The 23,479-nt window shown below is 40.9% G+C and carries 26 protein-coding genes; 10 read left to right on the top strand and 16 right to left on the bottom strand.

All coding sequences use genetic code 11. From position 1 onward, the window contains the following. Positions 1-454: 454 nt before the first annotated feature. The gene (locus ACE1CC_RS21945) at positions 455-1,258 is read right to left on the bottom strand and encodes a DUF3153 domain-containing protein (RefSeq protein ID WP_413272566.1); all 804 of its coding nucleotides are present in this window, start codon (positions 1,256-1,258) and stop codon (positions 455-457) included. A 30-nt stretch (positions 1,259-1,288) separates the two neighbouring features. Further along, positions 1,289-1,813 (bottom strand): hypothetical protein, encoded by a 525-nt coding sequence (locus ACE1CC_RS21950; RefSeq protein WP_413272567.1) that lies wholly within the window; start codon positions 1,811-1,813, stop codon positions 1,289-1,291. A gap of 42 nt (positions 1,814-1,855) precedes the next feature. Here ACE1CC_RS21950 and ACE1CC_RS21955 point away from each other — a divergent pair, with 42 nt between their 5' ends. Continuing rightward, positions 1,856-2,020 (top strand): hypothetical protein, encoded by a 165-nt coding sequence (locus ACE1CC_RS21955; protein ID WP_413272568.1) that lies wholly within the window; start codon positions 1,856-1,858, stop codon positions 2,018-2,020. Positions 2,021-2,068: 48 nt separating this feature from the next. On the opposite strand, the gene argB is transcribed toward ACE1CC_RS21955, so the two are convergent. From argB to ACE1CC_RS21970, 3 genes are all read right to left on the bottom strand, one after another. Further along, the gene (argB, locus tag ACE1CC_RS21960; RefSeq protein ID WP_413272569.1) at positions 2,069-2,974 is read right to left on the bottom strand and encodes an acetylglutamate kinase; all 906 of its coding nucleotides are present in this window, start codon (positions 2,972-2,974) and stop codon (positions 2,069-2,071) included. Positions 2,975-3,069: 95 nt separating this feature from the next. Continuing rightward, positions 3,070-3,636, bottom strand: coding sequence for a shikimate kinase (locus ACE1CC_RS21965; protein ID WP_413272570.1), 567 nt, complete (start codon positions 3,634-3,636; stop codon positions 3,070-3,072). A gap of 11 nt (positions 3,637-3,647) precedes the next feature. Further along, entirely contained in the window at positions 3,648-5,141 is a 1,494-nt protein-coding gene (locus ACE1CC_RS21970) for an NB-ARC domain-containing protein (RefSeq protein WP_413272571.1), read from the bottom strand. 351 nt (positions 5,142-5,492) lie between these two features. Between ACE1CC_RS21970 and ACE1CC_RS21975 the strand changes: the two genes are divergently transcribed. Then, the gene (locus tag ACE1CC_RS21975; protein ID WP_413272572.1) at positions 5,493-5,684 is read left to right on the top strand and encodes a hypothetical protein; all 192 of its coding nucleotides are present in this window, start codon (positions 5,493-5,495) and stop codon (positions 5,682-5,684) included. 284 nt (positions 5,685-5,968) lie between these two features. Here the strand turns inward: ACE1CC_RS21975 and ACE1CC_RS21980 are convergent, their stop codons facing one another. Both ACE1CC_RS21980 and ACE1CC_RS21985 read right to left on the bottom strand, forming a co-directional pair. Further along, on the bottom strand, positions 5,969-6,574 hold the full coding sequence (locus ACE1CC_RS21980; protein WP_413272573.1) for a class I SAM-dependent methyltransferase: 606 nt from the start codon (positions 6,572-6,574) through the stop codon (positions 5,969-5,971). A gap of 14 nt (positions 6,575-6,588) precedes the next feature. After that, positions 6,589-7,755: a pyridoxal phosphate-dependent aminotransferase gene (locus tag ACE1CC_RS21985; protein WP_413272574.1), complete on the bottom strand. Its 1,167-nt coding sequence runs from the start codon at positions 7,753-7,755 to the stop codon at positions 6,589-6,591. 183 nt (positions 7,756-7,938) lie between these two features. On the opposite strand from ACE1CC_RS21985, the gene ACE1CC_RS21990 reads away from it, so the two are divergent. Continuing rightward, positions 7,939-8,226, top strand: a complete 288-nt coding sequence (locus tag ACE1CC_RS21990; protein WP_413272575.1) for a YkvA family protein — start codon at positions 7,939-7,941, stop codon at positions 8,224-8,226. A 105-nt stretch (positions 8,227-8,331) separates the two neighbouring features. Then, the gene (locus ACE1CC_RS21995; RefSeq protein ID WP_413272576.1) at positions 8,332-8,757 is read left to right on the top strand and encodes a DUF4112 domain-containing protein; all 426 of its coding nucleotides are present in this window, start codon (positions 8,332-8,334) and stop codon (positions 8,755-8,757) included. A 77-nt stretch (positions 8,758-8,834) separates the two neighbouring features. Here the strand turns inward: ACE1CC_RS21995 and ACE1CC_RS22000 are convergent, their stop codons facing one another. After that, positions 8,835-9,044, bottom strand: a complete 210-nt coding sequence (locus ACE1CC_RS22000; RefSeq protein ID WP_413272577.1) for a hypothetical protein — start codon at positions 9,042-9,044, stop codon at positions 8,835-8,837. A gap of 229 nt (positions 9,045-9,273) precedes the next feature. Here ACE1CC_RS22000 and ACE1CC_RS22005 point away from each other — a divergent pair, with 229 nt between their 5' ends. Beyond that, a complete protein-coding gene (locus ACE1CC_RS22005; RefSeq protein ID WP_413272609.1) occupies positions 9,274-9,738 on the top strand; it encodes an ABA4-like family protein in 465 nt (154 codons plus the stop codon). A gap of 114 nt (positions 9,739-9,852) precedes the next feature. On the opposite strand, the gene purU is transcribed toward ACE1CC_RS22005, so the two are convergent. The 4 genes from purU to ACE1CC_RS22025 form a co-directional block, all read right to left on the bottom strand. Next, positions 9,853-10,707 carry a formyltetrahydrofolate deformylase gene (gene purU / locus ACE1CC_RS22010; protein ID WP_413272578.1) on the bottom strand — a complete coding sequence of 285 codons (855 nt, stop codon included), beginning with the start codon at positions 10,705-10,707 and terminating at the stop codon, positions 9,853-9,855. 83 nt (positions 10,708-10,790) lie between these two features. Further along, the gene (locus ACE1CC_RS22015; RefSeq protein WP_413272579.1) at positions 10,791-11,501 is read right to left on the bottom strand and encodes a LapA family protein; all 711 of its coding nucleotides are present in this window, start codon (positions 11,499-11,501) and stop codon (positions 10,791-10,793) included. Positions 11,502-11,663: 162 nt separating this feature from the next. Then, positions 11,664-12,299, bottom strand: coding sequence for a flavin prenyltransferase UbiX (locus tag ACE1CC_RS22020; protein ID WP_413272580.1), 636 nt, complete (start codon positions 12,297-12,299; stop codon positions 11,664-11,666). Positions 12,300-12,408: 109 nt separating this feature from the next. Further along, positions 12,409-14,751, bottom strand: a complete 2,343-nt coding sequence (locus ACE1CC_RS22025) for a ribonuclease R family protein (protein ID WP_413272581.1) — start codon at positions 14,749-14,751, stop codon at positions 12,409-12,411. A 676-nt stretch (positions 14,752-15,427) separates the two neighbouring features. Here ACE1CC_RS22025 and ACE1CC_RS22030 point away from each other — a divergent pair. Then, a complete protein-coding gene (locus tag ACE1CC_RS22030; protein WP_413272582.1) occupies positions 15,428-16,273 on the top strand; it encodes a hypothetical protein in 846 nt (281 codons plus the stop codon). Between the two features lie 66 nt (positions 16,274-16,339). On the opposite strand, the gene clpP is transcribed toward ACE1CC_RS22030, so the two are convergent. The 4 genes from clpP to ACE1CC_RS22050 all read right to left on the bottom strand — a co-directional run bounded on the left by clpP (position 16,340) and on the right by ACE1CC_RS22050 (position 20,055). Then, positions 16,340-16,978 carry an ATP-dependent Clp endopeptidase proteolytic subunit ClpP gene (clpP, locus tag ACE1CC_RS22035; protein WP_413272610.1) on the bottom strand — a complete coding sequence of 213 codons (639 nt, stop codon included), beginning with the start codon at positions 16,976-16,978 and terminating at the stop codon, positions 16,340-16,342. A gap of 129 nt (positions 16,979-17,107) precedes the next feature. Beyond that, positions 17,108-17,821, bottom strand: coding sequence for a hypothetical protein (locus ACE1CC_RS22040; RefSeq protein ID WP_413272583.1), 714 nt, complete (start codon positions 17,819-17,821; stop codon positions 17,108-17,110). 70 nt (positions 17,822-17,891) lie between these two features. Continuing rightward, on the bottom strand, positions 17,892-18,665 hold the full coding sequence (panB, locus tag ACE1CC_RS22045; protein ID WP_413272584.1) for a 3-methyl-2-oxobutanoate hydroxymethyltransferase: 774 nt from the start codon (positions 18,663-18,665) through the stop codon (positions 17,892-17,894). Between the two features lie 265 nt (positions 18,666-18,930). Beyond that, a complete protein-coding gene (locus ACE1CC_RS22050) occupies positions 18,931-20,055 on the bottom strand; it encodes a ligand-binding sensor domain-containing protein (RefSeq protein WP_413272585.1) in 1,125 nt (374 codons plus the stop codon). Positions 20,056-20,313: 258 nt separating this feature from the next. Between ACE1CC_RS22050 and ACE1CC_RS22055 the strand changes: the two genes are divergently transcribed. From ACE1CC_RS22055 to ACE1CC_RS22070, 4 genes are all read left to right on the top strand, one after another. Beyond that, positions 20,314-21,744, top strand: coding sequence for a form I ribulose bisphosphate carboxylase large subunit (locus tag ACE1CC_RS22055; RefSeq protein ID WP_413272586.1), 1,431 nt, complete (start codon positions 20,314-20,316; stop codon positions 21,742-21,744). A gap of 136 nt (positions 21,745-21,880) precedes the next feature. Then, entirely contained in the window at positions 21,881-22,276 is a 396-nt protein-coding gene (rcbX, locus tag ACE1CC_RS22060) for a RuBisCO chaperone RbcX (RefSeq protein ID WP_413272587.1), read from the top strand. 65 nt (positions 22,277-22,341) lie between these two features. Then, on the top strand, positions 22,342-22,677 hold the full coding sequence (locus tag ACE1CC_RS22065) for a ribulose bisphosphate carboxylase small subunit (RefSeq protein ID WP_413272588.1): 336 nt from the start codon (positions 22,342-22,344) through the stop codon (positions 22,675-22,677). Positions 22,678-22,798: 121 nt separating this feature from the next. Further along, on the top strand, positions 22,799-23,467 hold the full coding sequence (locus ACE1CC_RS22070; protein ID WP_413272589.1) for a Uma2 family endonuclease: 669 nt from the start codon (positions 22,799-22,801) through the stop codon (positions 23,465-23,467). Positions 23,468-23,479 lie beyond the last annotated feature (12 nt).

The following is a 23,479-nucleotide window of genomic DNA, read 5'->3' on the forward strand; positions in this document are numbered from 1 at the left end:
TTAAATGGGTTAACGATATGCTGGTAATGACGTTTGTGTGACAAACACTATTTCACTGAGGAGCCGTATGATGCGAAAAGTATCAAGTACGGTTTTGGAGAGCAACGGCTCTCGTGAGAGAGTCGTTGACTTTAATTATCAGGGAAGAAGGGATACGAATACTGTCAACAAATACGGTAGGACATACCGAATTTCAAGCTTGTGGAGAGGGTGTAAGACTCGCTGGCAAAAGTAGAAATACTAGTGCTAGAAAGCGACGCTCGATGAAACAAGAATCTCCCCTGGAGAGCGTTAGCTTAAGGGGAGAGTGTCAACCAAATCCCATCATCTGTGTCCATCTGTGTTCATCTGCGACTTCGGCGAGCGCTCAGTCGAGCCGTTCATCTGTGGTTTATAAATAATCTGTATCTAAAACCGCAGAGAACCAAAAGAATTATTCACAGGTTTTAGTAAGTTAAGTTTGCCTGATTTGGCGTGGTTGAGATTTGGCGGGATTAGTTAATATTTGATATTTCACAAATCTGCCGATTAGCACCAACAAAACAATTAAAAAAGCCCCGATTCCCAAGGGACTAGGAAGCCAAAAAATTGCTTCTAAATGATTAACTTTTCCTGGTTTTAATTCCCAAGTTAACTCTTTTCCTTCGGCTTGGATTTGGGGAATTAGGTCGTTTTCGCCTTTAATAATGGTTCGTGCAACTGCGGGAGTATTCAGGTGGAATTCTAACTGTAGTAAGGAACCTGTGTCAATTATAATGTTACCATTGGCAGAGGTTAGGGAAAGCGATCGCAAATCCAAATCATAAATCAAATGATTGCGTATCCCAAACAAAAAATTACCTTGCTCTAACTTCAAGTCAGATTTAAACGCAGGCAAATCAGCATCTTGATTAGCTACATTTGGGGATTTTTGCTCGGCAACTGGATTGAAGAACTTGTTATACTTTTCCTCTAATTCCTTGCCATTATTAAAAGGAATCGTCACAATTAATTCTCGATCGGAAACCTTTTGCACTTTTCCTTCTAAGTTTTTGGCGCGAGTAGTAATACTATTTAACCACTCGTCTACTGTTTCATTGCTGAAAGTTTTTAGCCGTTCTCCTAACTTAATCTTTTGGACAATTTCACCTTGATGAGCGCCAGAAAAATTAACTCCCACATCATACTGCACGCAGCCAGTAAGGAAAGTTAAAATACACAAAATCAACGGCAAAATTCCGAGAAGCTTATTTTTTCTCTTTAGTTTTTGATCCTTCACTTTTTCCCTATTCCTTTTAACGATAAAACTTTAAAATCCCCACCAAACTAGGCTACCCAATATTAACAGAACGCCAATCAAAGCTACCCAAATAAAGCGATTATCTTTTGTATTTACCTGACTTAAGTCTACAGGTTCCGGGGGAGAAAAAGAACGAGAGGAGGATTTTCCTCCCGGCGCAGCACTACCCAAACGAGTTTTACTTTCATGATCAGCGATCGCACCCAGATCGGGAATTTGGGTCAGCCATTCTGGGCGACGATTCAGTTGGGGAGCCTCTAAAATATAGAGTAAGCGACGACTTTGTTGGCGAATGTCGTAACTGGGATGACGGTCTAATTGTTTGCACAGAGCGATCGCTTCTTTCCTTTGTTCGGCTGCTTCATAAGCAGTAACTAACCAAATTTGCACCTCGCCACCAAAGCGGGTATTGCGATCGACCAAAGCACCAGCCTTTTCTAAACATTGTACCGACTGGCGATATTGACCACGTTCAAATGCAGCCTTACCAGCAAGGTATTGTTCCTTAATAATCTCTACAGTTTCTTCACTCATAACTTAACTATTTGTGACTTTAAAGATGGATCTCTCGTACTTATGGCGGAAAACAAGAGTGAAAGGGGACTAGGGACTGGCGACTGGGGACTGGGATTCCCGATCGAGCCAAAAATTAATCCGCTTTACTTATCACCAGAAGTACCAGAAAACCTTCGGGGAATACTTGATTACAAAGAACCTCAATTCCCAGTCCCTAGTCCCTAGTCCCTAGTCCCCTTGCATCAGGTCTACACAAGTACAAGAGAGTTCTTATTACTTACTTCGGTTATTCATAAACTCAGAAGCAACAATCATTGAACCAATCCCCGCATCAGAGAGAATTTCTAACAACAGCGCATGGGGAACCCGACCATCTACAATGTGAGTAGCGCGAACACCTTGAGCCAAACTTCGCACACAACAATTCACTTTAGGAATCATTCCCCCACCAACGACACCAGAAGTAATCAAAGTCCTTGCTTCTTGAATATCCATCTTAGTAATTAAGGTAGAAGGGTCTTTGTAATCTCTTAAAATTCCCGGAGTATCTGTTAGTAAGATTAACTTTTCTGCGCCCAATGCTGCTGCTAATTCCCCGGCTACGGTATCAGCATTAATATTGTAAGCTTGTCCAGTTTCATCAGCGGCGACACTGGAAACTACTGGAATATATCGACTTTTGAGTAAGGAATCTAAGATGTTAATATTCACTGCACTCACTTCTCCCACAAAGCCAATTCCTTCTTGACCTTCAGGACGTGCTTTGATCAAATTACCATCTTTGCCACACAAACCAATTGCTAAACCGCCAGCTTGATTAATTAAAGTGACAATTTCTTTATTTACCTTACCCACCAAAACCATTTCCACAACTTCCATTGTGGGTGCATCTGTAACTCGCAGACCATTTTTAAATTGTGGTTCTATTCCTAGTTTATCTAACCAAGAATTAATTTCTGGCCCTCCACCATGCACCACAACTGGACGCAAGCCGACACAAGATAAAAACACAATATCGCGCATTACCTTATCTTTGAGCGAACTATCTTTCATCGCCGCGCCACCATACTTAATTACTATAGTGCGTCCAGCAAATTGTTGAATATAAGGTAATGCTTCGCTGAGTACTCGCACGCGAGTCGCATCATTAGTGGGAGTGTAATCGATTTCTCTAACCATGAGTTTGTTTTGTCATCCTAAAAGGTTTTAGATGCAGTTTAGTTGAGGTTGTACTGCCAAAAAGATGTCAATTGCGACAGTTTCTAGTTTTTTCATCAATTAAAATAGGAGGGCGGAATGGCTGGTTGTTTTAAGACCGAGGGAATTGCCTCTAAGATCCGTTTTGTTACTTGTTCGGGTGTTTCCTGGGGTTGGACTGTAATACGTAAGTCGGCTTGATTATAAAGTGACTGTCTTTGTTCTAGAAGAGTTTGCAGCTTTTTCTTAAGATCAACATCCTTTAACAAGGGTCGGGTATTGTCCTCTGTCAGGCGTTCTATCAGTAATTCTACTGACACATCTAACCAGACGATCAAACCATGTCGCAAATAACTCCAGTTTTTCTGCCGCAGCACTATACCCCCACCTGTGGAAATTACGGTTTTTTTGTAGGTGGAGAGTTCTGCTAAGACCTGAGTTTCCCATTCCCGGAAGGTTTCTTCACCAACGGTTGTAAAAATTTCGTTAATGGTTTGACCTTTGGCTAACTGTTCGATTAAACTGTCGGTGTCGAAAAAACGGCTGTAACCTAGTTCCTGCGCTAGTAAGTGTCCTACAGTGGTTTTCCCAGCACCCATCATGCCAATTAAAAAAATACTTATGTCTTTGAGAATATTGTTCACTCGTTGAGATTCTAAGCTTCAGTTACTTTAGGACTGCTACTTAGTTTACCTGGGTTTGGGTTGGGAATGACCTCTGTCTGGAGACTATTTTGTTTGCTCAGTTGTTGATTGAGATATTCTTTAAATATTGGTAGCAGTTTGAAAGTAGTGCTATGTTTGTAGATTAGCGATCGCCTAACCAAGGATTCTAGCGTTTCCCATAACTCCCCTTTAGTCATTCCTGGTGGCAGATCTTCTTCTGCCGTTTGTGTTAACAGTAAAATATCTTGTTTAACGGCTAACCAGTACAATACTTGCTTTTCGGCTTCTGAAATGCGAGTTAATTGTTCTTCTATCAACTCTCGCACTCCTCCAAACACCAAAAGATTGTGCTTTAAAAACTGGGAAACTTTCCCGTCAAACAATTCCAAAATTGTGGTTAAGACAATTTTCAATGCTAAAGGATTACCTGCATAGCGGTTAACTAGTAAGCGCCATTCATATTCAGAACAAGTTACTCCTTTAGCCTTAATTATTTCTTGGCAATCAACTTCACTTAACCCTTTTAATTGCCACGATCGCACAGGTAAATTTACGCCTTCAATAGCTGCTAGTTCTTTCAGTTTTTCTCGACTAGTTAACACCAAGCAACTTTGATGCAATACTTCGCATATTCGCTGAAAAAACTCTCGATAATCTTCGTATTCCGGGCGAAAATTTCCTGTGTAAGTCCGGGGTTGCAACAAGGTATCAACGTTGTCTAATACTAACAAACAACGGGATTTACGGAAAATTTCTAATAATTGGGTAGTTCTCTGGTGAATAGTTGCTGCTAAAATGAATTCGCTGTCTTGCTCTTGGGCTAAGAATTGCAGCAAATTGGCTAAAAGTTCTGCTAGTGGTGGTGTGTGATGTAGCGATCGCCAAATCAAGTATTTAAAATTATGCTGCACCTGTTGGGCTAATTTTACCGATAAAGTGGTTTTACCAATTCCACCCATACCTAGCAGTGACACTAAGCGACAACGATCTCTAATAATCCAATTTTCTAATTGAATTAATTCTTTATCTCTTCCATAAAAGATACTGACATCAACGGCTTCTCCCCAATCAAAATTTTGTCTAATTTCTGGGTGATGACTTTTCTCAATAAAGGTTGGCGCAACTTGCTGTGGTAAAGTTGAAGTTAATTTATAACCAGCTTCTTCTAAAACTTTCGTTACCCGACTCCAATGGTTAATTTTTACCTGTTGGCTAGTCTGGGAATATAACATTACTTCAATGTATTTATACAAACCATTGGAAAGGTAAACTCTTACTGAACTACTACTAGAAGTTTTATAAATAATATCTGCTATCTCTCCCGGACTGTAACCACAAAGTAACCCGCGAAGAATTTTCTTCTCCACAGGTGTCAGTCCTTTATTCTTAGCTGAAGCAAGATCTACATATAATTTCTCTAGCTTCCAATTATCGGCAGCTTCTCTGAATTCCCCTGATTGCACTTGTTTTAATGTAAATAACATTATTAAGCAGACTAACGTTTATTTAACATCTGCTAACTGTTAGCATTTTTTATCATTTCAATTATAAACATTAACATAATTACTAACAACCGTATAGTGACGGATTCACTAAACATGGCTTAACATTAACTTCATGAAAAGCTCATGAAAAATTCATGATTTCCATGTAAAGCAATCGGCAAAACTAAGTAATATATAGTCTGTAGCTAGCTCAGCTAATGAGCTTAGTGTTACGCCCAGTACTGTAGGCTTTACGCTAATTTAACTCTTGTTTTCCCCGTGATGACTTGTTGTAGTTCAGTGTTTTTACCGCATTTAATTTGAATCAATAATTTGTATGGGTGATTTATCATGTACCTGATTCGTGAAGTAGTTCAACAAGCTCTCAAAACTGGTTATCTTAGTGTGGCGGCAGAAGAACAGCTGCGTCATTTGTTAAAAAATAAGTATGATTCCGAAGATCTTGATGCTTTTATGAACCTGCAATTTGCGGCTGTGTCTGGTCAAGTCAAGCAAGAGTCTCGCGAGTTAATCTGTTCTTAGGTTTGTACTATTGTGGGATGGCTGTGTGAGATAGCGTAAAGTTAAGTAACTTAATAGTTGTAGCCTAAGCCGAGAAAGTAAACTAACAAAGATTGACGAGTTTTCAAAGCTGTTTTAATTGTTTGATATAGCAGTTTAATCGGTGAAGTTATCACCCAAAAATGGCAATTACAGCTTGAGAAAACTCGCTCGCCCTTCCCCAGTCAAATCTCAACCTAAATCATCAATTAAGTTGCCCATAAATTTATAATTCGCTATCTAGCAAAGCCCGATCGCATTAACCCTTAAGATTTTTGCATAACACTAAATAAAGCTAAAGGATGAGGAGCTATATTACCGAAATAAACAGTTTCCTCAAGAGAAACTATTTGTAATTTACTACTAAAAATTTCTCCGATATCCTCTGGTGTAAATCTATATGGCCCACCTTCTCTAGTTTCTAAATAACAAAAGCATTTTAACAGCAGATAACCTTGGGGTTTCAGCAAACTATACACCACGTTAACGTAGGTTTGTCTACTTTCTGGGGGGAAGACGTGGAAACAACCGCGATCGATAATTAAATCAAACTCTCCTTGCAACTTACTATTAAGTATATCATCCTGTTGCCAGTTAATATTTAACCCTCTTCCTTGCACTTTAGCAGCGGCTTTCTGAATAGCTGTCTCTGAAAGATCGGTAGCAGTAACTTGAAAACCTCTTTCTGCTAAAATTATTGCTTGCGTACCCGGCCCAGTGCCAATATCTAACACATTTCCTGTAGTAAAATTTAACTTAGTCAAACTTTTTTCTATGTCTGGGTCTAAATTAGGATTAAACCAAGGCATAGACTCAACCTCTTGTTCTTGATATAATTCTTCCCAATTGGGGAGCGATCGTTCTTGAGTCATAATTCCTCCTAAATTTAAGCCAAAATATTTTGTAAACCTTTCACTAATCTACTAATACCTGCTTGCGCTGTTTCTGCTTGCAATGCGCCATAAGCAACACGCAGATAACAACCATCATCTATGCCAAAAGTTGTTCCGGGAATTACTGCTACTTTATATTCACGAATCAGAGTTTCTACTAATTCCATTGCCGCCATATCAGTTTGCACTTTTAGCAGGAAATAAAACGCGCCATCAGCTTTGGGAACTATACAAAATTCCGAAACAGCTTGCAATTCCTGAAGCACAATTTCGCGCACTTCGGTAATTGCTTTCAGTTTTTCCTGACAGTAATTAACTCCCGCTTGCAAAGCACCTAAAGCAGCGTATTGAGAAATCACTGGCGCACAAATTAATATAGTATCTTGAATCTTCCTAACTGGCACTAATAAATGCTGGGGAATTACCATATAGCCAATGCGCCAAGAAGCAAAACCATAAGCTTTAGAAAGGGAAAACAGGGAAATTGTATAGTCGCTACTTTGGGGAATTGCTGCGGGAGAAAAGTGCTTGACTCCGTTATAAGTAAAATATTCGTAAGCTTCATCGCTAATATGATAAATTCCCCTTTCCCGACAAATTTCGTTGACTGCTTGTAGGGTTTCTTGTGGATAAACAGCGCCAGTGGGGTTATTGGGAGAAATTGTGACTACTGCTTTAGTTTTATGAGTAATTGCTGAAGAAATCCCATCGGGAAGCAATTGGTAATTTTCATCAGTTCTGACTAATACTGGACGACAGCTAGCCATTGCGATCGCCATTTCATGATTAAAATAATAAGGCGTTTGCAAAATAATTTCATCCCCCGGATTAGCAATTGCCAAAATCGCATTCATAAACCCCATATTGCTACCCGCAGTTACCACAATACAGTTATTCCGATCAATTTGAATTTGATTTTCTGCTGACAATTTAGCAGCAATTGCCTCTAACAAAGGACTAATACCTTCCACAGCTTGGTATTTATGATTTTGCGGTTGGGCTAAAAATAGAGAAATTTGTTCTGCCGCCTCCGGTGGTGGGGAATAATATACCACACCTTGCCCCAAAGAAATAGTTCCCGGAGAACTGCGAATTAACTCACCAACCACAGGAATAATCGGTAACTGTACAGCTTGCATTCTTTCTATTTCGCTTTTCATTGGTTTGTGGCAAGGTTAGTTAATTAATAATTTTATATCCATTCGGTAAACCCTTCAATAGTATTCGGTTTTCCGGGATGGGATTTATACTACCAAATTAACGGTAATTTTCACTCGTAAATCTTTGAGCGATTAGAGAAGATGATCTTGTTAACTCAAAGGGCAGAGTAAGAAAAATTAGCCATGAAAAAGACTATCGTAGAAAACGTATATAACTGGTATCGTCAAACTATTCGCAATTCTAAATATCGCTGGTTAATAGTTCTGGGTACATTGTTATATTTAGTCGGCCCTGTGGATATTTCTCCTGATGTATTCCCCATAGTTGGTTGGATTGATGACACTGTAGTTGCCACTTTGTTAGTAACAGAAGTTTCGCAAATGTTACTAGAAGCGCGGAAAAATAACAAAGAAAAACAGTCGAATTCCGCTCCTAATACTGTAGATGTGGAAGCAGTTTCCAGTAACTAAGTAGCAACATTAATTTATCTTTGCCAGTGATACCCCCTAAGATGGAAAAACTCGATCTTACTGGGGGTAGAAGATTAATTAAGGCGATCGCATCAAAATCAAAACATGAACACCACTAACACTGTCCAACGTATTGCTACCCTTAACCGCATTCGCAAATTCACCTACTTAATGGATAGCGCTTTTCGCGTCCCCATTATTGGTTTTCGCTTTGGATTAGACCCCATTATTGGTTTAGTTCCAGGTGCCGGAGATTTAGTCAGCACCGCCTTTTCTGCTTATTTAATTTATTTAGCTGCTCGCTTCCACCTTCCCCCACAAATCTTGAGAAAAATGATCTTTAATGTAGCATTAGAAGCGGCAGTAGGTACTGTACCCTTAGTAGGTGACTTATTCGATGCTGTATATAAATCTAATATTCGCAACTTAGCACTTTTGGAGCAACATTTGGGAATTGACGATCCCGAAACAACAGAGCAAATTAACTCAGTAATTACTCAACCAAAAGAGCCAGATTTAACAATTAAATAATCCTTTAAGTAGAGGTGAAATTAATCCAAAATTTGGACTAATTCACCTCTTTTTTTGTTATAAAAATTACCCTGACCCTATCTCCCAATAGCCATTAAAACTAGCAATAGGGCAAGATTTAAAAACCAGGGCGCACTGACTACAAACCAAACAAAACTGACTAGAAGAATGACCACAGCGCAAGCACAAACAATCTCCTTAGTCGGGGGTTCTGCTTTTGAGTGGGAATAAGTCCAAAAAGCAGCAATTCCTAAAGTTAAAGAAATCACTAAATTCATTACAGACATAACAATCATTCCTTTGCCAGTCTCCTTTGGGATGTGACAAAACATTAAAATCAGCCGGAAGCTGATTTATTGGTTTTTGACCTCTTGGTTAATCAAGTAAGAACTAAAACTAGCTTTACCTATCTTAAAACAATTGGCATCCTGCGTCCGGGTCATTTTACAGGATGCAATTTCCTGGGAATCCAGGTAAGATAATTAAGAATTGTTAAACCTAGTTTTTTCTATTTTAATGCTGACTCAACTTTTTAGCCTCTCTAACCTGTTTGTTTTACCCTTTTGGGCACTGATGATTCTCTTACCGAACTGGAGTATTACCAGGCGAGTAATGGAATCTTACATTCCGTTTGTAGTGTTAGCTGGATTGTATTTGTATTTACTCACAGGTACAATTACTTCCGAATCTGCTCAAGCATTAGCGAATCCCCAGTTAGCAGATATTGCCCGCTTTTTTGCCGACCAAAAAGCAGCTGCGACTGGATGGACTCACTTTTTAGTGATGGATTTGTTTGTGGGTAGGTGGATTTATTGGGAAGGACAAAAGACAGGCATTTTCACCACTCATTCTATTTTACTTTGTTTATTTGCTGGCCCTTTAGGATTACTTTCTCACATTTTTACTACTTGGATAAAACAGGCATTTTTCTCTCCCAAGGAGGATGTTTCTGTGTCTAGTTCTCCCACATCACAAGCATAAGAGTAATCATCTTTAAGGTGCGTTACGCTGTCGCTAACGCACCCTACAAATAGTGGGATGGTGCGTTACGCTGTCGCTAACGCACCCTACAAAAGCACCCGGAAAAGTAATTTTTTATTCAAAAACTACGGTTCTATTGCCGTAAACTAATACACGGTTTTGTAAATGAGCGCGAACTGCTCTGGCTAAAACTATTCTTTCTAAATCTTTACCTTTGCGAATTAAATCATTCACATCATCTCGGTGACTAACTTTTACTACATCTTGTTCAATAATTGGCCCTGCATCTAAATCTGCGGTGACATAATGACCAGTAGCACCGATAATTTTTACGCCTCTTTGGTAAGCTTGGTGATAGGGATTTGCGCCGACAAAGGCGGGTAAAAATGAGTGGTGAATGTTAATAATTTTAGGAAATTTACTGACAAAATCCTGGCTGATAATTTGCATATATTTGGCTAGAACGACCAAATCTATTTTAGATTTTTGCAATATTTCTAATTGTTTGGCTTCTGCCTCAGCTTTGTTATCTTTATTAATGGGAATATGATGATAATCAATATCAAATTGCTCGGCTATTTCTTGTAAGTCAGGGTGATTACTAATAATTAAAGGGATTTCGGCGGGAAATTCTTTGGCTTTATATCGCCAAATTAAATCATATAAACAATGGTCTTGCCGACTTACCCAAATGGCAATTTTGGGAACTGTATCAGAGAAATGTAACTGCCAGCTAGATTGTAGAGGTGCGGCGATCGCATTAAACGCAGGCCCAATTATTTCCCGGGGCAAATTGAATCCTTCTAATTGCCATTCAATCCGCGTTAAAAATAGCCCGGCTGCAAAATCAGTATGCTGATCCGCTTGGATAATATTGCCACCATTGGAGTAGATAAAGTTAGCAAATTTAGCTACCAATCCCTTTTGATCGGGGCAAGAAATCAGCAAGGTTGCAGTTGGGCTATTCATAAGCTATTTATTAACTCAAAATGAAGAACAATTGCTCAAAATATACAATTCAAATTGCGACACCTAAATAAATTTTTAGCTTATTATCGGGATCGGGGTTTTTTCTCTCGCTCGTCAAAATCCCAATCATCGTCATCAACAAAACCCCAATCTTCATCATCATCCTTGTTCTGTTGATTAGTTGGTGAAGGTTCCGGGGTATTATCCTGTTCCTCTTGTTCCTCTTGATCCAAAGGGCGATAAGGTGGAGTAATTACCCGATATTCTGCATCATAAACGGATTCTGTTTTGCCGACTGCGGAATTGCTGGGGTTTTTGTAGCCATAAGAATAAACTGAACCCGATCGATAACTACTAGTTGGTTCTTGTTTGACTTCGTAATTGCGATCGCTCACATCACTCGCCACCCTAGAACCAGAACTATCATAATTAGAATCTTCTTCCTCATCCTCTTCTTCCCACTCTTCATCACTATCAGAAACATTTGATGAAGCGTTAGCAGCACTCGCAGAACTACTACTTGCCGAAGAATAAGAATAACTTTGAGAGGTAGAAGAAGCAGATTCTCGACTTTGCCCTTGATAACTACGTTTTTCTGCTTCTAAATGGCGAATTCGCGATCGTAAGTTAGCATTACCCCAAGAATTAATTATTTGTAACAACCAAGCCACAATTAAAGCTGTCAATATTCCAGCTACAACCGCTGCTAATATCCAAAATCCCAAGGGTAGCGCCTGGGTTTTTACCCCCAAAAATACCAGCCTCAAAGATATAGAATTCTGAAGGGCAAACACTGTCAACCCTCCGAGAGCCATTAATAGTAGTACGATGCGAACAACCATGTTTTAAGTTGTGAGTTTTGAGTTTTAAGTTTATCGGGGCGGGTGAGAGCAGATAAATCTCTGTTCACAGCAGAAGAGTTAACAACAAAACCCGCCCCTACAGAGTTTCCTCGCTCAAGAGCTCCCCTGCTCAAGAGCTCTTGAGCCTCCCTGCCATCGCTCCAAAGGAACACAATCAATATCGAATTGATCTAGGGCACGGGCTACTACAAAATCTACTAAATCTTCAATGGTTTGGGGATTGTGATACCAAGCGGGAATAGCGGGGACAATTCTGGCACCTGCTTCGGCTAAACTGGTTAGGTTCCGCAGGTGAATTAAGCTCAAAGGAGTTTCACGGGGGACTAATACCAGTTTACGACCTTCTTTGAGTTGGACATCTGCCGCTCGTTCCAAAAGGTCGGAACTTAAACCCGCTGCCAACTTTGCTACTGTACTCATGCTACAGGGCATGACGATCATTCCTAGAGTGCGGTAGGAACCGCTGGCAATATTTGCGCCGACATCGCCCCAAGGGTGACAACGCAATTTTCCTTGAGTTAATACTCCTGCTTGTTCGCGCCAAAATTGTTCTTGCTGTACTGGTTCGCCTGGGAGTCGGATGTTTTGTTCTGCCTGCCAAACCATGTAGGTAGATTTAGACGCTACTAGTTCGATCGCATAATCAGCTTCTAGCAAAAATTTTATGGCTCGGACAGCATAAATTAAGCCCGATGCCCCAGAAATTCCCAAAATTAAAGGTTTATTCATAAGTCATTTGTTATTAGTCATTTGTTCTTAGTTCTTTGTGGTTAGTCATTAGTCATTAGTCATTTGTTAACCTGTTGACCAATGACCTCTTGACAAATGACTACTAACATTACTCATCATCAAAATTGGGAAATGGATATTCATCTCGATCGTCATCGTCGAGAGCAGCTTCACTACCGACAGTTACTAAATCTATCTGCTGACGGTAATAGTCTACGCTTTTTACTTGCACTTCTACGCGATCGCCTAATCGATATTGCTTGCGATTTTTGCGTCCCACCAGTGCTTCTTGACGAGAGCGATACTCATACCAATCATCTTTTAATGATGATACATGAACCAAACCTTCTGGATAAAAATGCGTACCATTAGCCACTGATACTTCCATTTCTACAAAGAAACCGTAGGATTGAACGCCTGTAATTACGCCTTGGAAAATTTCTCCAGTGCGTTCTTTCATCAGTTCAGCTTTTTTCAATCCAGCCAAATCTGTTTCGGCTTCTTGCACTTCTTTTTCTCGTTCATTTAGGGGGACAATTAATGATGCTAATTGCTCTTCTAATTCTTCTTGGACATTGGGTGGCAAAACATTCCAATTAATTTGTCCGTGACAAGAACTATGATGCAAATCTACCTTTTCTTTAACGCGAGTAGTTCGGCGATCGCGTCCTTCGTCGAATACTAACATGAGTATTCTTTGCACCACTAAATCTGCATAACGTCTGGCTGGGGAAACAAAATGAGTATAGCCCCCTCCCAAAGCCAAACTAAAATGAGAACCCGAAGTAGTGCTGTAAACAGATGGTCTTAAAGTTGATTGCAACAAAGAATTCAAAACCTTTTCCGCCTTAGATTGATAAAATTCCTCAATATATTTTTGGAAATCAAAAGGTGTGACAGTATCTTCATTTTCTAGTTGCAAATCTATTTCCAAATTACTTGCCAACTTATGCAATTCTACCGCATCATCTGGATCGGGTGCTGGTTGTACTCGGTAAAGACCAGGCACACCCAAAGCTACTAAATGACTGCCTACCATTTGATTGACTAAAATCATTAATTCCCTGACCATTGACCCAGCGGGGTGATTTGGTAAAGCGATCGCAGCCTCAGCTATTCCTTCATCATTAAATTGGTTGCCTTCATAAGGCAGATTTAATTCAAAACTACCCCTCGCCAGACGTTTTTCTTTGATACTTTGACTTAAGACAAATAGTTGATCTAAAGTAGCAAAAACCGGGGATAATTCTTCTAGGTCAGCTTGCTGCAAATCAAAATTTGTATGATGACGTAAGAGAATATCCTGTGCCTGAGATTCGGTTAATTGAAAGTCTACTTGAATGGCACTTTTTTGAATCTCAAACTCCACTACTTCACCGTCACTCGATAAAGAGAGTAACACCGAAATAGCTAAATGATCTTGTCCTGGTAATAAGGAACAATGAGCCAGCAAAGTTTCTGGCAACATCGGCAATATTGTATCACCTAAATGGGTCGATCTGCCACGTTTTTTTGCTTCTCGATCTAGGGGAGAATCAGCTGGTACATAATTAGCAACATCAGCGATGTGAATCCCCACTCGCCATAAATCACCCTCAATTTTTTCTAAGGTAAAAGCTTGTTCTACCAGCAAAGTTTTCTCGTCAATATAACCGCCAGCCGCCGGAGCTATGGTTAAAGTAATTAAATGACGTAAATCAAGGCGACTTTTTAATATTGTTTTGCTAAGTTTGTGGGAAAATTTTTCCAGTGATGAGAGTACCGTCGCGGAAAATTTCCGGGGTAGGTCATGTTTACAGCATACGATGTCAATATCGGCGGCTGCTTCTGCATCACTACCAAGGACTTGAGCAACTCTACCAAGGGGAGGGTAAGATGCTAAAGGATAGCGAACAATTTCTGCATGGACTAGATGATCGATCGCTCCACTTAAATCATCACCATTGGTTACTAAATCCAGTTCAAACAGTAAGCGATCGTCTAAAGGAACAGCTTTGTAAATTACTTTTCCTGTATTATCCATGCCTTGTTTTATCCTAGCTAAAACGCTAGGATTGGCACGTTCTAAAATTAGTTTGACTTCCCCTTCGGGACTCCGCCTGCGATTGCCTTCTTTAGTAATTTTTACCAAAACGCGATCGCCATTCCAAGCCGTACTCAGATGACTTTCCCGCACGTAAATATCAGCTGCGCCTTCGACATTTTGAATCGCAAAACAAAAGCCTTTGCTAGAACAGCGGAGTTTTGCTTCCACTATTCCCGCCTCAAAAACCCGCCGATACTTGCCTCGTTCTTTGACTAAAATCCCAACTTTTTCTAAGGCATCCAAAATAATTTGTAGTCTACGTAAACTAGGTTCATCAGTACAACCCAGTTTTTTCTCCAACACTTTGGCAGCTACCAATTTTTCATCGGGAAAATTAGAAAGTAATGTAGCGATTGAAAATTCCATGTAGCGACTAGTCCTTAGCGTCTCAATTTATTTGTGTTTTCTTTTCGCCATCGCTCCACGCTTGATCAATTTTAGATTTGAAATTGCCGATTTTAGATTATTTACAATTGCTCAGTCAAATCGAAAATCAGATAATTTCTCAATCCAAAATTGTTAAACACTCAACCCCAGCCCTACGAGAATTGCGCTAAACTTAGGCCATCTCCTTGCCAGATACAAAGGAAGGGTAGATGCAGTACATACTGATAGTGATGATGATGTCATTTAATGGGAAAAGTCAGAAAAACTGTTCCCAAATTTGACCCCAAGATGTTTTACTCATATATGTGATCTCACCAAGGGCATCCACTCTGTATGTTCGATCGCGTTGCTGGTGCGCCCGATATCCATGCTTTGAGCCACCTTTACGCTGTTACACGCGAGTTTTTTCCGGTGATAAATCGCCTTTAGACCCAGTGCAGAGCCTTGAATCTACATTCTAATTGGCGTTCGCGTCAGCGTGCCGTAGGCAGATCGCGATTAGTAGCGTGTTAGCGGTAAAGCACGGTGGGTGCTTCAACAATTAAGCGTTCCGGTTTGATAGCGTGCGGATAAACAATCCTTTCACTATTGTAGGTTTAGAGCGGTCGTGAAGAAAATAGCTATGCTTAATGTTTAAAGCAGGATAATAATAACTATGTTTGCACAATTTCGGGTTCGTTATCCCACAGGCAGTCTGATTTCTGAATTATTAACGATTTATAACGGCAAATTCGTCGTTCGCGCCTTAGTTCAAATTGATGGTGTCACAAAAGCAACTGGGATGGCAATTGCTGACACTATTGAATTAGCCGAAGACCAAGCGAGAATTCGAGCGCTGGAACTCATGGGTATTCATTTATCTTGGGGACAGGAAACCAGCGCGAACCCAATTTCTCCTGAATATTCCAAACCTTCGGTCTTTGCTTCCGAAAAACGGGAAACTCCCCATATAGAACCAGCGACTACAGACCCTACTTGGTCAAATCATGCCAATTTAGACTCATCTTTCTCGGAAAGAACTACTTTTTCCACTGGTAAAGCAACAACTGGTTCAACAAAATCTCATCTGGAAGTTACAGAAGATACAGAAGAAAAACCCGATTTGCCATTTTCAGAGCGCCCAGTAAATCGCTTTTTGGAAACACCCAAGCTAACTCCGATCAATTCTTTTGCAGATGAAGACGAACCACCTGTGACGTTTAGTAAAGTAACACCGATCGCTTCTCGTCGTCACGATCAGGAAATGGCGATCGCATCACCAAGAGAATTCGAGACTGAGTTTAGCGATCATTCTAGCGAAACGACCGAAGACACCAGTCCCGATGATTTCTCTGATTTAATTGCTCGTACCAACGTCCAAATTAAACGCTTAGGTTGGACAAAAAAACAAGGAAGCGATCATCTATTTCGTACCTACGGCAAAAAAACTCGTAACGACCTCAAAAAAGAAGAGTTGGAAGACTTCCTACAATACCTAGAAGCACAACCCAACCCCACTTAATTTATGTACGTAGTTGCGCTTTAGCGCTAAAGAAAAGCGCTAAAGCGCAACAACTTACCTCTTTAATTAGACAGCTACAGGTTTGCTCCCAGCAGCAGTGCGATCGATTACTTGGTCAATTAAGCCGTAATCTAGAGCTTCTTGTGCTGACATAAAGAAGTCTCTTTCTGTGTCAATTTCAATACGCTCTAAAGGTTGACCTGTATGTTCGGCTAACATTTCATTCAAACGACGTTTGTGGTATAAAATTTCCTTCGCCTGAATTTCAATATCAGTAGCTTGACCTTGTGCGCCACCCAAAGGTTGGTGAATCATAATCCGAGAATTAGGTAAACTCATCCGTTTCCCTTTAGTACCAGCACTCAGCAAAAATGCGCCCATACTGGCAGCTAATCCAGTACAAATAGTGTAGACTTCTGGACGAATTTGCTTGATGGTATCGTAAATACCCATGCCTGCCGTTACCGAACCACCCGGAGAATTAATATAAATATAGACAGGTTTTTCCGGGTCGTCGGAGTCTAAATAAAGCAACTGAGCCACAATCAGGTTAGCCAAGTCTGAGTCAATTTGTTTACCTAAGAAGATGATTCTCTCCCGCAAGAGTCGGGAGTAAATATCAAAGGCGCGTTCACCGCGACCAGACTGTTCAATAACGGTAGGAATCATCTGAGCCTGCTTTCTTGTTAATTTTCTTAATTTGATTTTATCGGTTTGTCGGGTAACGCGCTCTGTGTGGATAACCGAAAGCGGGATTTGGGACTAGGGATTGGGGACTAGGGACTAAGTACTGGGGACTGAGGAGTGAGGAATCAAGAAAAACGATAACTATAACTATTTTCTCGGAAATGCACGCCGATCTACTTGTAAACAAAATCTGTTCCAATCTGTTGGGAAAAATTCTGCATGGTGGACATTATGATTAATCAGTAAAACACCATCTTCTCGGTTAGGATTGAGAGTAGCAATTGCCCGATCGCGTGGATATCCGTTTATTAATCCCATATCTTTATTTCCGCGTTTAGTAGAAATTCGACCCTTTTTAAATAGTAAAATTTCCAGTCTCCACTCTTGATCTGCACATAATTGGTATTGACTATTTCTTTCACCACATATATAAATTCTAAAACTTGAGTTCTGTTGAGTTCTTATATTTTTTGAAACAGAATGTAAAATATCATTATGGAGTTTATATGCAAATTCAGCCACCTGATTTGCAACAGCTATCGCGTCATCTAAACTTAAATAGCGATAATCAAAATAACTAGTAAATTCATCAAAAATTCGGTTTTCCCAGTCAAACGGTTTCGATTCAAATAGCTGAATTAGAGTGGTAAATTCTTCTTTGGTGAAATTCACTCCATGTAAGCCTTTCCCACTATTCAAAAGATCGAATACTAATTTCCATCTGTACTTTGCTGAACCATGTCTAGAGCTTAGGTGCAAGTCAAGTAGGTTACGTTGCTGAATGCTGGAGAGTCCAAGGTAATCATCACAAAAAAATACTCGTTTGTCGAGTGTTGCCGGACGTTTTTTTGCAGTAATCATTGTTCATTTCTCCTTAGTTACTAGAGAATTATTTTGATAGTTATAGGTTTGCCAACACATTAGTCAACATTCAAGGAAATTTTCGCTCTTTGACTTCATTGCTATAATTCTGTACAGCTTGCGTAATTATTTCTTGTAAATTTACATAAGCTTTGGCAAAAGGTGGCTGTTTGAGAGTCATTCCTAACATATCCGCAGTCACTAAAACTTGTCCGTCGCAGTGAACACCTGCGCCAATTCCAATAGTAGGAATTGAGAGTTTTTCGGTAATTCTTAATGCTAATTCTGCCGGAATATGTTCTAATACTATGGCAAAAGCTCCGGCTGCTTCTAGGGCGATCGCTTCCTGAAAAATTCGCTCTCCTTCCTCACTCGTTTTCCCCTGTTTTCGATATCCTAATTTATGTACAGATTGCGGTGTTAAACCAACATGACCTAACACCGGAATTCCCGCTTCAACTAAGTAGGAAACTGTTTGCGCGATCGCTGGATATCCCCCTTCCAATTTTACTGCTTGTACTCCCGTTTCTTTGAGGATTCGGCCTGCCGATCGCATCGCTTGTTGCGGACTTTCCTGATAACTTAAAAACGGCAAATCGCAAACTACTAAAGCTTGTTTTACCCCCCGACGAACCGCTTTAGCATGATGAATCATTTCCTCAAGAGTAATTGGCAATGTAGTTTCATAACCTAAAGCCACCATCGCCAAAGAATCACCAACTAAAATCATATCTACCCCAGCTAAATCCAACAATTGAGCGATCGCATAATCCCAAGCTGTGAGCGTTACAATTGAACGACCTTGCTGTTTATATTGAATTAATTGCTGAGTTGTCACTGCCATTGAAATAAAGTTTTGAGTTTTAAGTTTTGAGTTTTGAGTTAGAGATAAAGAAGTTTTGTACCCAATTTAGCTAACTTTAAGGATACCGTAGCAATCAAGTTGAGTTAGTTTTTTTCATTTGTAGATTATGCGATCGCACTAAAATCTACACTTAATTTTCTCCCTTGCCCCCTGCCCCCCTGCCCCCCTGCCCCCCTGCCCCCCTGCCCCTCTGCCCCTCTGCCCCTCTGCCCCCCTGCCCCCCTGCGCCCCTGCCCCCCTGCTTCTACTGGCGACTAAAACCACGATGGGCGGTAGCGAAACCTGTATCTACACTTACCCAAGCTAAACCTTCGCTTGTACCCACCCAAAGTTTATTGCCTGTATCTGGTGAAAGGGAAAGAACTCTAGCAGCGGGTAAACCTGAGACTTGACCAGCTAATCTACCTCGGTAGGGGTCATAGCGAAATACACCATTATCTGTACCGATCCAGAGACTACCCAATTCATCAACTGCTAAGGCTGTAACATTGCGCTGGCTAAACTCTGGAACCTCACGGATCACCCTGCCATTAATAGGATCGAGTTCAATCAAACTGCTGGGTGTTCCTACCCAAAGACTACCTCTAGTATCTAAAGCTAAAGCTTGTACGGTAGTACCTGGAAGATCCTTAACGTCACCAATAGGGAAAGCACTGGCAGTATCAACTCTGACTAACCCATCTAGCGTTCCTACCCATAATTGACCTTCAGGATCGAGACTGAGGGCGTTAGCACTAACACCGCGTAATTTTTGCAGAGTTGTCATTAATAATCCTTGGTCAGGACTAATTAAGGCTAAACCGCGATCGCCTCCTACCCACAAATAGCCTCTTTTGTCAATTAATAAAGATAAAACTCTTTTAGAAGGTATGACATAATTTTGCGCGGTAATTTCGTTAGTCCGGGGGTCTACTCTTTGTAAACCCTGATAAGTTCCCACCCAAATTCTACCGACTTTATCTTGAGCTAAAGCACCGATCGCATAATCCGGTAAAGCAACTCTAGCCAAAATTCGCCCGGTGTTGGGGTCGATTCGCGCCAAACCTTGCCAAGAACCTACCCAAAGATTTCCCGTGTAATCTGATTGCAGTGCCCCGACTCGATATTCCCTTTGAGCGGGTAAGGGTTGTACTGGCAAAGGTGCTGCTCCCGGTGGTGGTGCCCCATCTATATAATATGGAACCGATCGATCTCTAGATACCGATTGAGCAAATACTCCAAAGCTGCTTCCTGCTAAAAGTACTCCTAACAAGAGCAAGCTTAAGCTGAACCCTTTACCGAGAAAGGCACGGGGACAAGGTGACAAGAGGAATTTTTGTTTTTTGCCTTCTGCCTTCTGCCTTCTGCCTTCTGCCTTCTTAAGTATCATTTCCTCACCATCTGTTTTACGTTGCTTTCTACTTTAGTCTGGGAAAAACTGCGATCGACAGGCAATCAACTAAACATAAAATGTTACTTTTTGGATCAATGTTGCAACAAAAATTTATACTTTGAATCAAAATATAACTTAAGGTTATGAAAATCTAAAAAAAATTTGAAGTTTAAAGAATACATTTGTTGATATAGTTTAAAACGACAGCCAAATAAGGCAGATAAAAATTCAAGTCATTCCCAGGAACAGTAGATTATGTCTTACGCTCAAACTAAGACTCAGAGCAAATCTGGGTATCAAGCAGGGGTAAAAGATTACAGGCTAACTTATTACACTCCAGATTACACACCAAAAGATACAGATATTCTCGCTTGTTTCCGTGTCACGCCTCAGCCCGGTGTTCCTCCAGAAGAAGCTGGCGCTGCTGTGGCTGCTGAGTCTTCTACTGGTACATGGACAACAGTATGGACTGACTTGTTGACAGACCTAGATCGCTACAAAGGTCGTTGTTATGATGTCGAACCAGTTCCTGGTGAAGATAATCAATATTTCTGCTTTGTTGCTTATCCTCTAGATCTGTTTGAAGAAGGATCTGTAACCAATATGCTTACCTCTATTGTAGGTAACGTATTTGGTTTTAAAGCTCTTAAGGCATTGCGTTTGGAAGATATGCGGATTCCAGTCGCTTACCTGAAGACCTTCCAAGGCCCTCCACACGGTATCGTGGTTGAGCGTGACAAGTTGAACAAGTATGGTCGTCCTTTGTTAGGTTGCACCATCAAACCCAAACTCGGTTTGTCGGCGAAGAACTACGGACGTGCAGTTTACGAATGTCTGCGCGGCGGTTTGGACTTCACCAAAGACGACGAAAACATTAACTCTCAGCCATTCATGCGCTGGCGCGATCGATTCTTGTTTGTTCAAGAAGCGATCGAAAAATCCCAAGCAGAAACAGGCGAAATCAAAGGTCACTACCTGAACGTTACCGCCCCCACCTGCGAAGAAATGATGGAACGGGCAGAATTCGCCAAAGAAATCGGCACCCCAATCATCATGCACGACTACCTAACAGGTGGTTTCACAGCTAACACCACCTTAGCAAAATGGTGCCGTCGCAACGGTGTTCTGCTACACATTCACCGCGCTATGCACGCGGTAATTGACCGTCAACGGATTCACGGAATTCACTTCCGCGTATTAGCTAAATGCTTACGGATGTCTGGTGGAGACCACCTACACTCCGGTACCGTTGTAGGTAAGCTGGAAGGCGAAAAAGGCATCACAATGGGCTTCGTTGACTTGATGCGCGAAAACTACGTTGAAGAAGACCGCTCTCGTGGTATTTTCTTCACCCAAGACTGGGCTTCCATGCCTGGTGTAATGCCCGTTGCTTCTGGTGGTATCCACGTATGGCACATGCCAGCGTTGGTAGAAATCTTCGGTGATGATTCTTGCTTACAATTCGGTGGTGGTACTCTGGGACACCCTTGGGGTAATGCTCCTGGTGCAACCGCTAACCGCGTAGCTTTGGAAGCTTGCGTTCAAGCACGTAACGAAGGTCGTGACTTGATGCGTGAAGGCGGCGACGTGATCCGCGAAGCTTGCAAGTGGTCTCCTGAGTTGGCTGCTGCTTGTGAACTGTGGAAAGAAATCAAGTTCGAGTTCCAAGCCGTAGACACCCTGTAATAGTTTTGGATTCAGGATTTTAGATTGGCGGTTTTTGGTATATCTAGATCTGACAACATTTTTTGTTGCTCAGTAGTAATACCTAAACTAAAATCTAAAATCTAAAATCTCAAATATTTCAGGCTGGAGTCACGACATGGACTTAAAAAAAGTTGCGAAAGACACAGCTAAAGTGCTGAGTAGTTATTTGACTTACCAAGCGCTGCGGACTGTATTGGCTCAGCTTAATGAAACGAATCCTCCTCTAGCGTATTGGTTGAATGACTTTGCCGCTAGGAACAGCGTTCAAGATGGAGAAGCGTTTCTAGAAGCGTTGCTGCATGAGAAACAGGATTTAGCTTTACGGTTAATGACTTTGCGACAACATTTTGCAGAGGAAGTAACAGACTTTTTACCGGAGATGGTTCGCAGTAATATTGAGCAAGCCAATATGGAACATCGGCGCGGGCATTTAGAGCGAATCACGCAACTGAGCATTTCGGACTCCAGTACATATCCAGAACAGGAAAGGGATTCTTCTGAGCCAAATTAGGAAAATTCCGATCGCTAAATCAACAGTTTTCCAGACATTCGTAAATTAAGGATTTTTAGACAGCCATGCAAACTTTACCTAAAGAGCGTCGTTACGAAACTCTTTCCTACTTGCCACCGCTCTCTGATGCTCAAATTACTCGCCAACTCCAATACATTTTGGATAATGGCTTCATCCCTGGTGTAGAATTCAGCGAAAGCTCTGCACCTGAACAGCACTATTGGACAATGTGGAAGCTACCTTTGTTCAACGCTACCAGCACCAATGAAATTTTGAACGAAATCAAAGCTTGCCGTTCTGAATATTCCAATTGCTTCATTCGCGTGATGGGTTTTGATAACGTGAAGCAGTGCCAAGTACTGAGCTTCATCGTTCACAAACCAACCACCAGCAGATACTAATTTCTGCTATTGCGTAATTGAATAATTACAAGTTTTAAGTAGGGGTAATTTTTAAATTGCCCCGATTTTTTATTGGTTAATATAGAAACCATTAATGAAAGCAAATAATAGAGGTCGAACTATGAGAGGAATTGTACCGAAAATTTTGCCTTTGGAAAATGGCGATCGCCTAACTCGCACCGAATTTGAAAGTCGCTACGAAGCAATGCCGCACCTAAAAAAAGCCGAATTAATCGAAAGAGTTGTATACATGGGATCGCCAGTTAGAGTTATTCACGGTAGACCTCACGGTGATATCGTAGGATGGTTATCTTCATATAAGATAGTTACGCCTGGGGTTGATTTGTTAGTTGATACTACAGTGCGCCTCGATCCAGATAACGAACCGCAACCGGATGCACTGTTGCGAATTGACGTTGGTGGACAGTCAACAGTTAGCGAAGATAGTTATGTTGAAGGTGCGCCAGAATTCATTGCTGAAATAGCTGCAAGTAGTGCTTCTTATGACTTGCGAGAAAAATTAAGAGTCTATCGTCGTAACCAAGTTCAAGAATATTTAATTTGGCAAGTTTATGAGCAGAGAATTGATTGGTTTCGGTTAAGAGAAGGAGAATATATTGCTTTACAAGCAGATGAAGCTGGAATAATTAAAAGTGAAGTGTTCCCTGGGTTATGGTTAGCAGTTTCCGCTTTATTAGCGGGTAATTTAGTTGAAGTTAACTCAGCGTTACAGTTAGGTTTGGCAACGCCGGAACATCAAGCTTTTATTGAACAGTTGGGGAATCGCTAATCAATAAAAGTG

The sequence above is a fragment of the Floridaenema aerugineum BLCC-F46 genome (genome assembly GCF_041929345.1).
Classification (GTDB): domain Bacteria; phylum Cyanobacteriota; class Cyanobacteriia; order Cyanobacteriales; family Aerosakkonemataceae; genus Floridanema; species Floridanema aerugineum.

Excerpts from the sequence above, each read along its gene's own strand:
- argB (WP_413272569.1), bottom strand. The coding sequence starts at position 2,974 with ATGGTTAGAGAAATCGATTACACTCCCACTAATGATGCGACTCGCGTG.
- ACE1CC_RS22000 (WP_413272577.1), bottom strand. The coding sequence starts at position 9,044 with ATGTCTGTAATGAATTTAGTGATTTCTTTAACTTTAGGAATTGCTGCT.
- ACE1CC_RS22020 (WP_413272580.1), bottom strand. The coding sequence starts at position 12,299 with ATGAATAAACCTTTAATTTTGGGAATTTCTGGGGCATCGGGCTTAATT.
- ACE1CC_RS21995 (WP_413272576.1), top strand. The coding sequence starts at position 8,332 with ATGAACACCACTAACACTGTCCAACGTATTGCTACCCTTAACCGCATT.
- ACE1CC_RS21985 (WP_413272574.1), bottom strand. The coding sequence starts at position 7,755 with ATGAAAAGCGAAATAGAAAGAATGCAAGCTGTACAGTTACCGATTATT.
- purU (WP_413272578.1), bottom strand. The coding sequence starts at position 10,707 with ATGAATAGCCCAACTGCAACCTTGCTGATTTCTTGCCCCGATCAAAAG.
- ACE1CC_RS21955 (WP_413272568.1), top strand. The coding sequence starts at position 1,856 with ATGGCGGAAAACAAGAGTGAAAGGGGACTAGGGACTGGCGACTGGGGA.
- rcbX (WP_413272587.1), top strand. The coding sequence starts at position 21,881 with ATGGACTTAAAAAAAGTTGCGAAAGACACAGCTAAAGTGCTGAGTAGT.
- ACE1CC_RS21970 (WP_413272571.1), bottom strand. The coding sequence starts at position 5,141 with ATGTTATTTACATTAAAACAAGTGCAATCAGGGGAATTCAGAGAAGCT.
- ACE1CC_RS22055 (WP_413272586.1), top strand. The coding sequence starts at position 20,314 with ATGTCTTACGCTCAAACTAAGACTCAGAGCAAATCTGGGTATCAAGCA.
- ACE1CC_RS22040 (WP_413272583.1), bottom strand. The coding sequence starts at position 17,821 with ATGATTACTGCAAAAAAACGTCCGGCAACACTCGACAAACGAGTATTT.
- ACE1CC_RS21975 (WP_413272572.1), top strand. The coding sequence starts at position 5,493 with ATGTACCTGATTCGTGAAGTAGTTCAACAAGCTCTCAAAACTGGTTAT.
- ACE1CC_RS21950 (WP_413272567.1), bottom strand. The coding sequence starts at position 1,813 with ATGAGTGAAGAAACTGTAGAGATTATTAAGGAACAATACCTTGCTGGT.
- ACE1CC_RS21980 (WP_413272573.1), bottom strand. The coding sequence starts at position 6,574 with ATGACTCAAGAACGATCGCTCCCCAATTGGGAAGAATTATATCAAGAA.
- ACE1CC_RS22070 (WP_413272589.1), top strand. The coding sequence starts at position 22,799 with ATGAGAGGAATTGTACCGAAAATTTTGCCTTTGGAAAATGGCGATCGC.
- ACE1CC_RS22050 (WP_413272585.1), bottom strand. The coding sequence starts at position 20,055 with ATGATACTTAAGAAGGCAGAAGGCAGAAGGCAGAAGGCAGAAGGCAAA.
- ACE1CC_RS22030 (WP_413272582.1), top strand. The coding sequence starts at position 15,428 with ATGTTTGCACAATTTCGGGTTCGTTATCCCACAGGCAGTCTGATTTCT.
- ACE1CC_RS22005 (WP_413272609.1), top strand. The coding sequence starts at position 9,274 with ATGCTGACTCAACTTTTTAGCCTCTCTAACCTGTTTGTTTTACCCTTT.
- ACE1CC_RS22025 (WP_413272581.1), bottom strand. The coding sequence starts at position 14,751 with ATGGAATTTTCAATCGCTACATTACTTTCTAATTTTCCCGATGAAAAA.
- panB (WP_413272584.1), bottom strand. The coding sequence starts at position 18,665 with ATGGCAGTGACAACTCAGCAATTAATTCAATATAAACAGCAAGGTCGT.
- ACE1CC_RS22065 (WP_413272588.1), top strand. The coding sequence starts at position 22,342 with ATGCAAACTTTACCTAAAGAGCGTCGTTACGAAACTCTTTCCTACTTG.
- ACE1CC_RS21990 (WP_413272575.1), top strand. The coding sequence starts at position 7,939 with ATGAAAAAGACTATCGTAGAAAACGTATATAACTGGTATCGTCAAACT.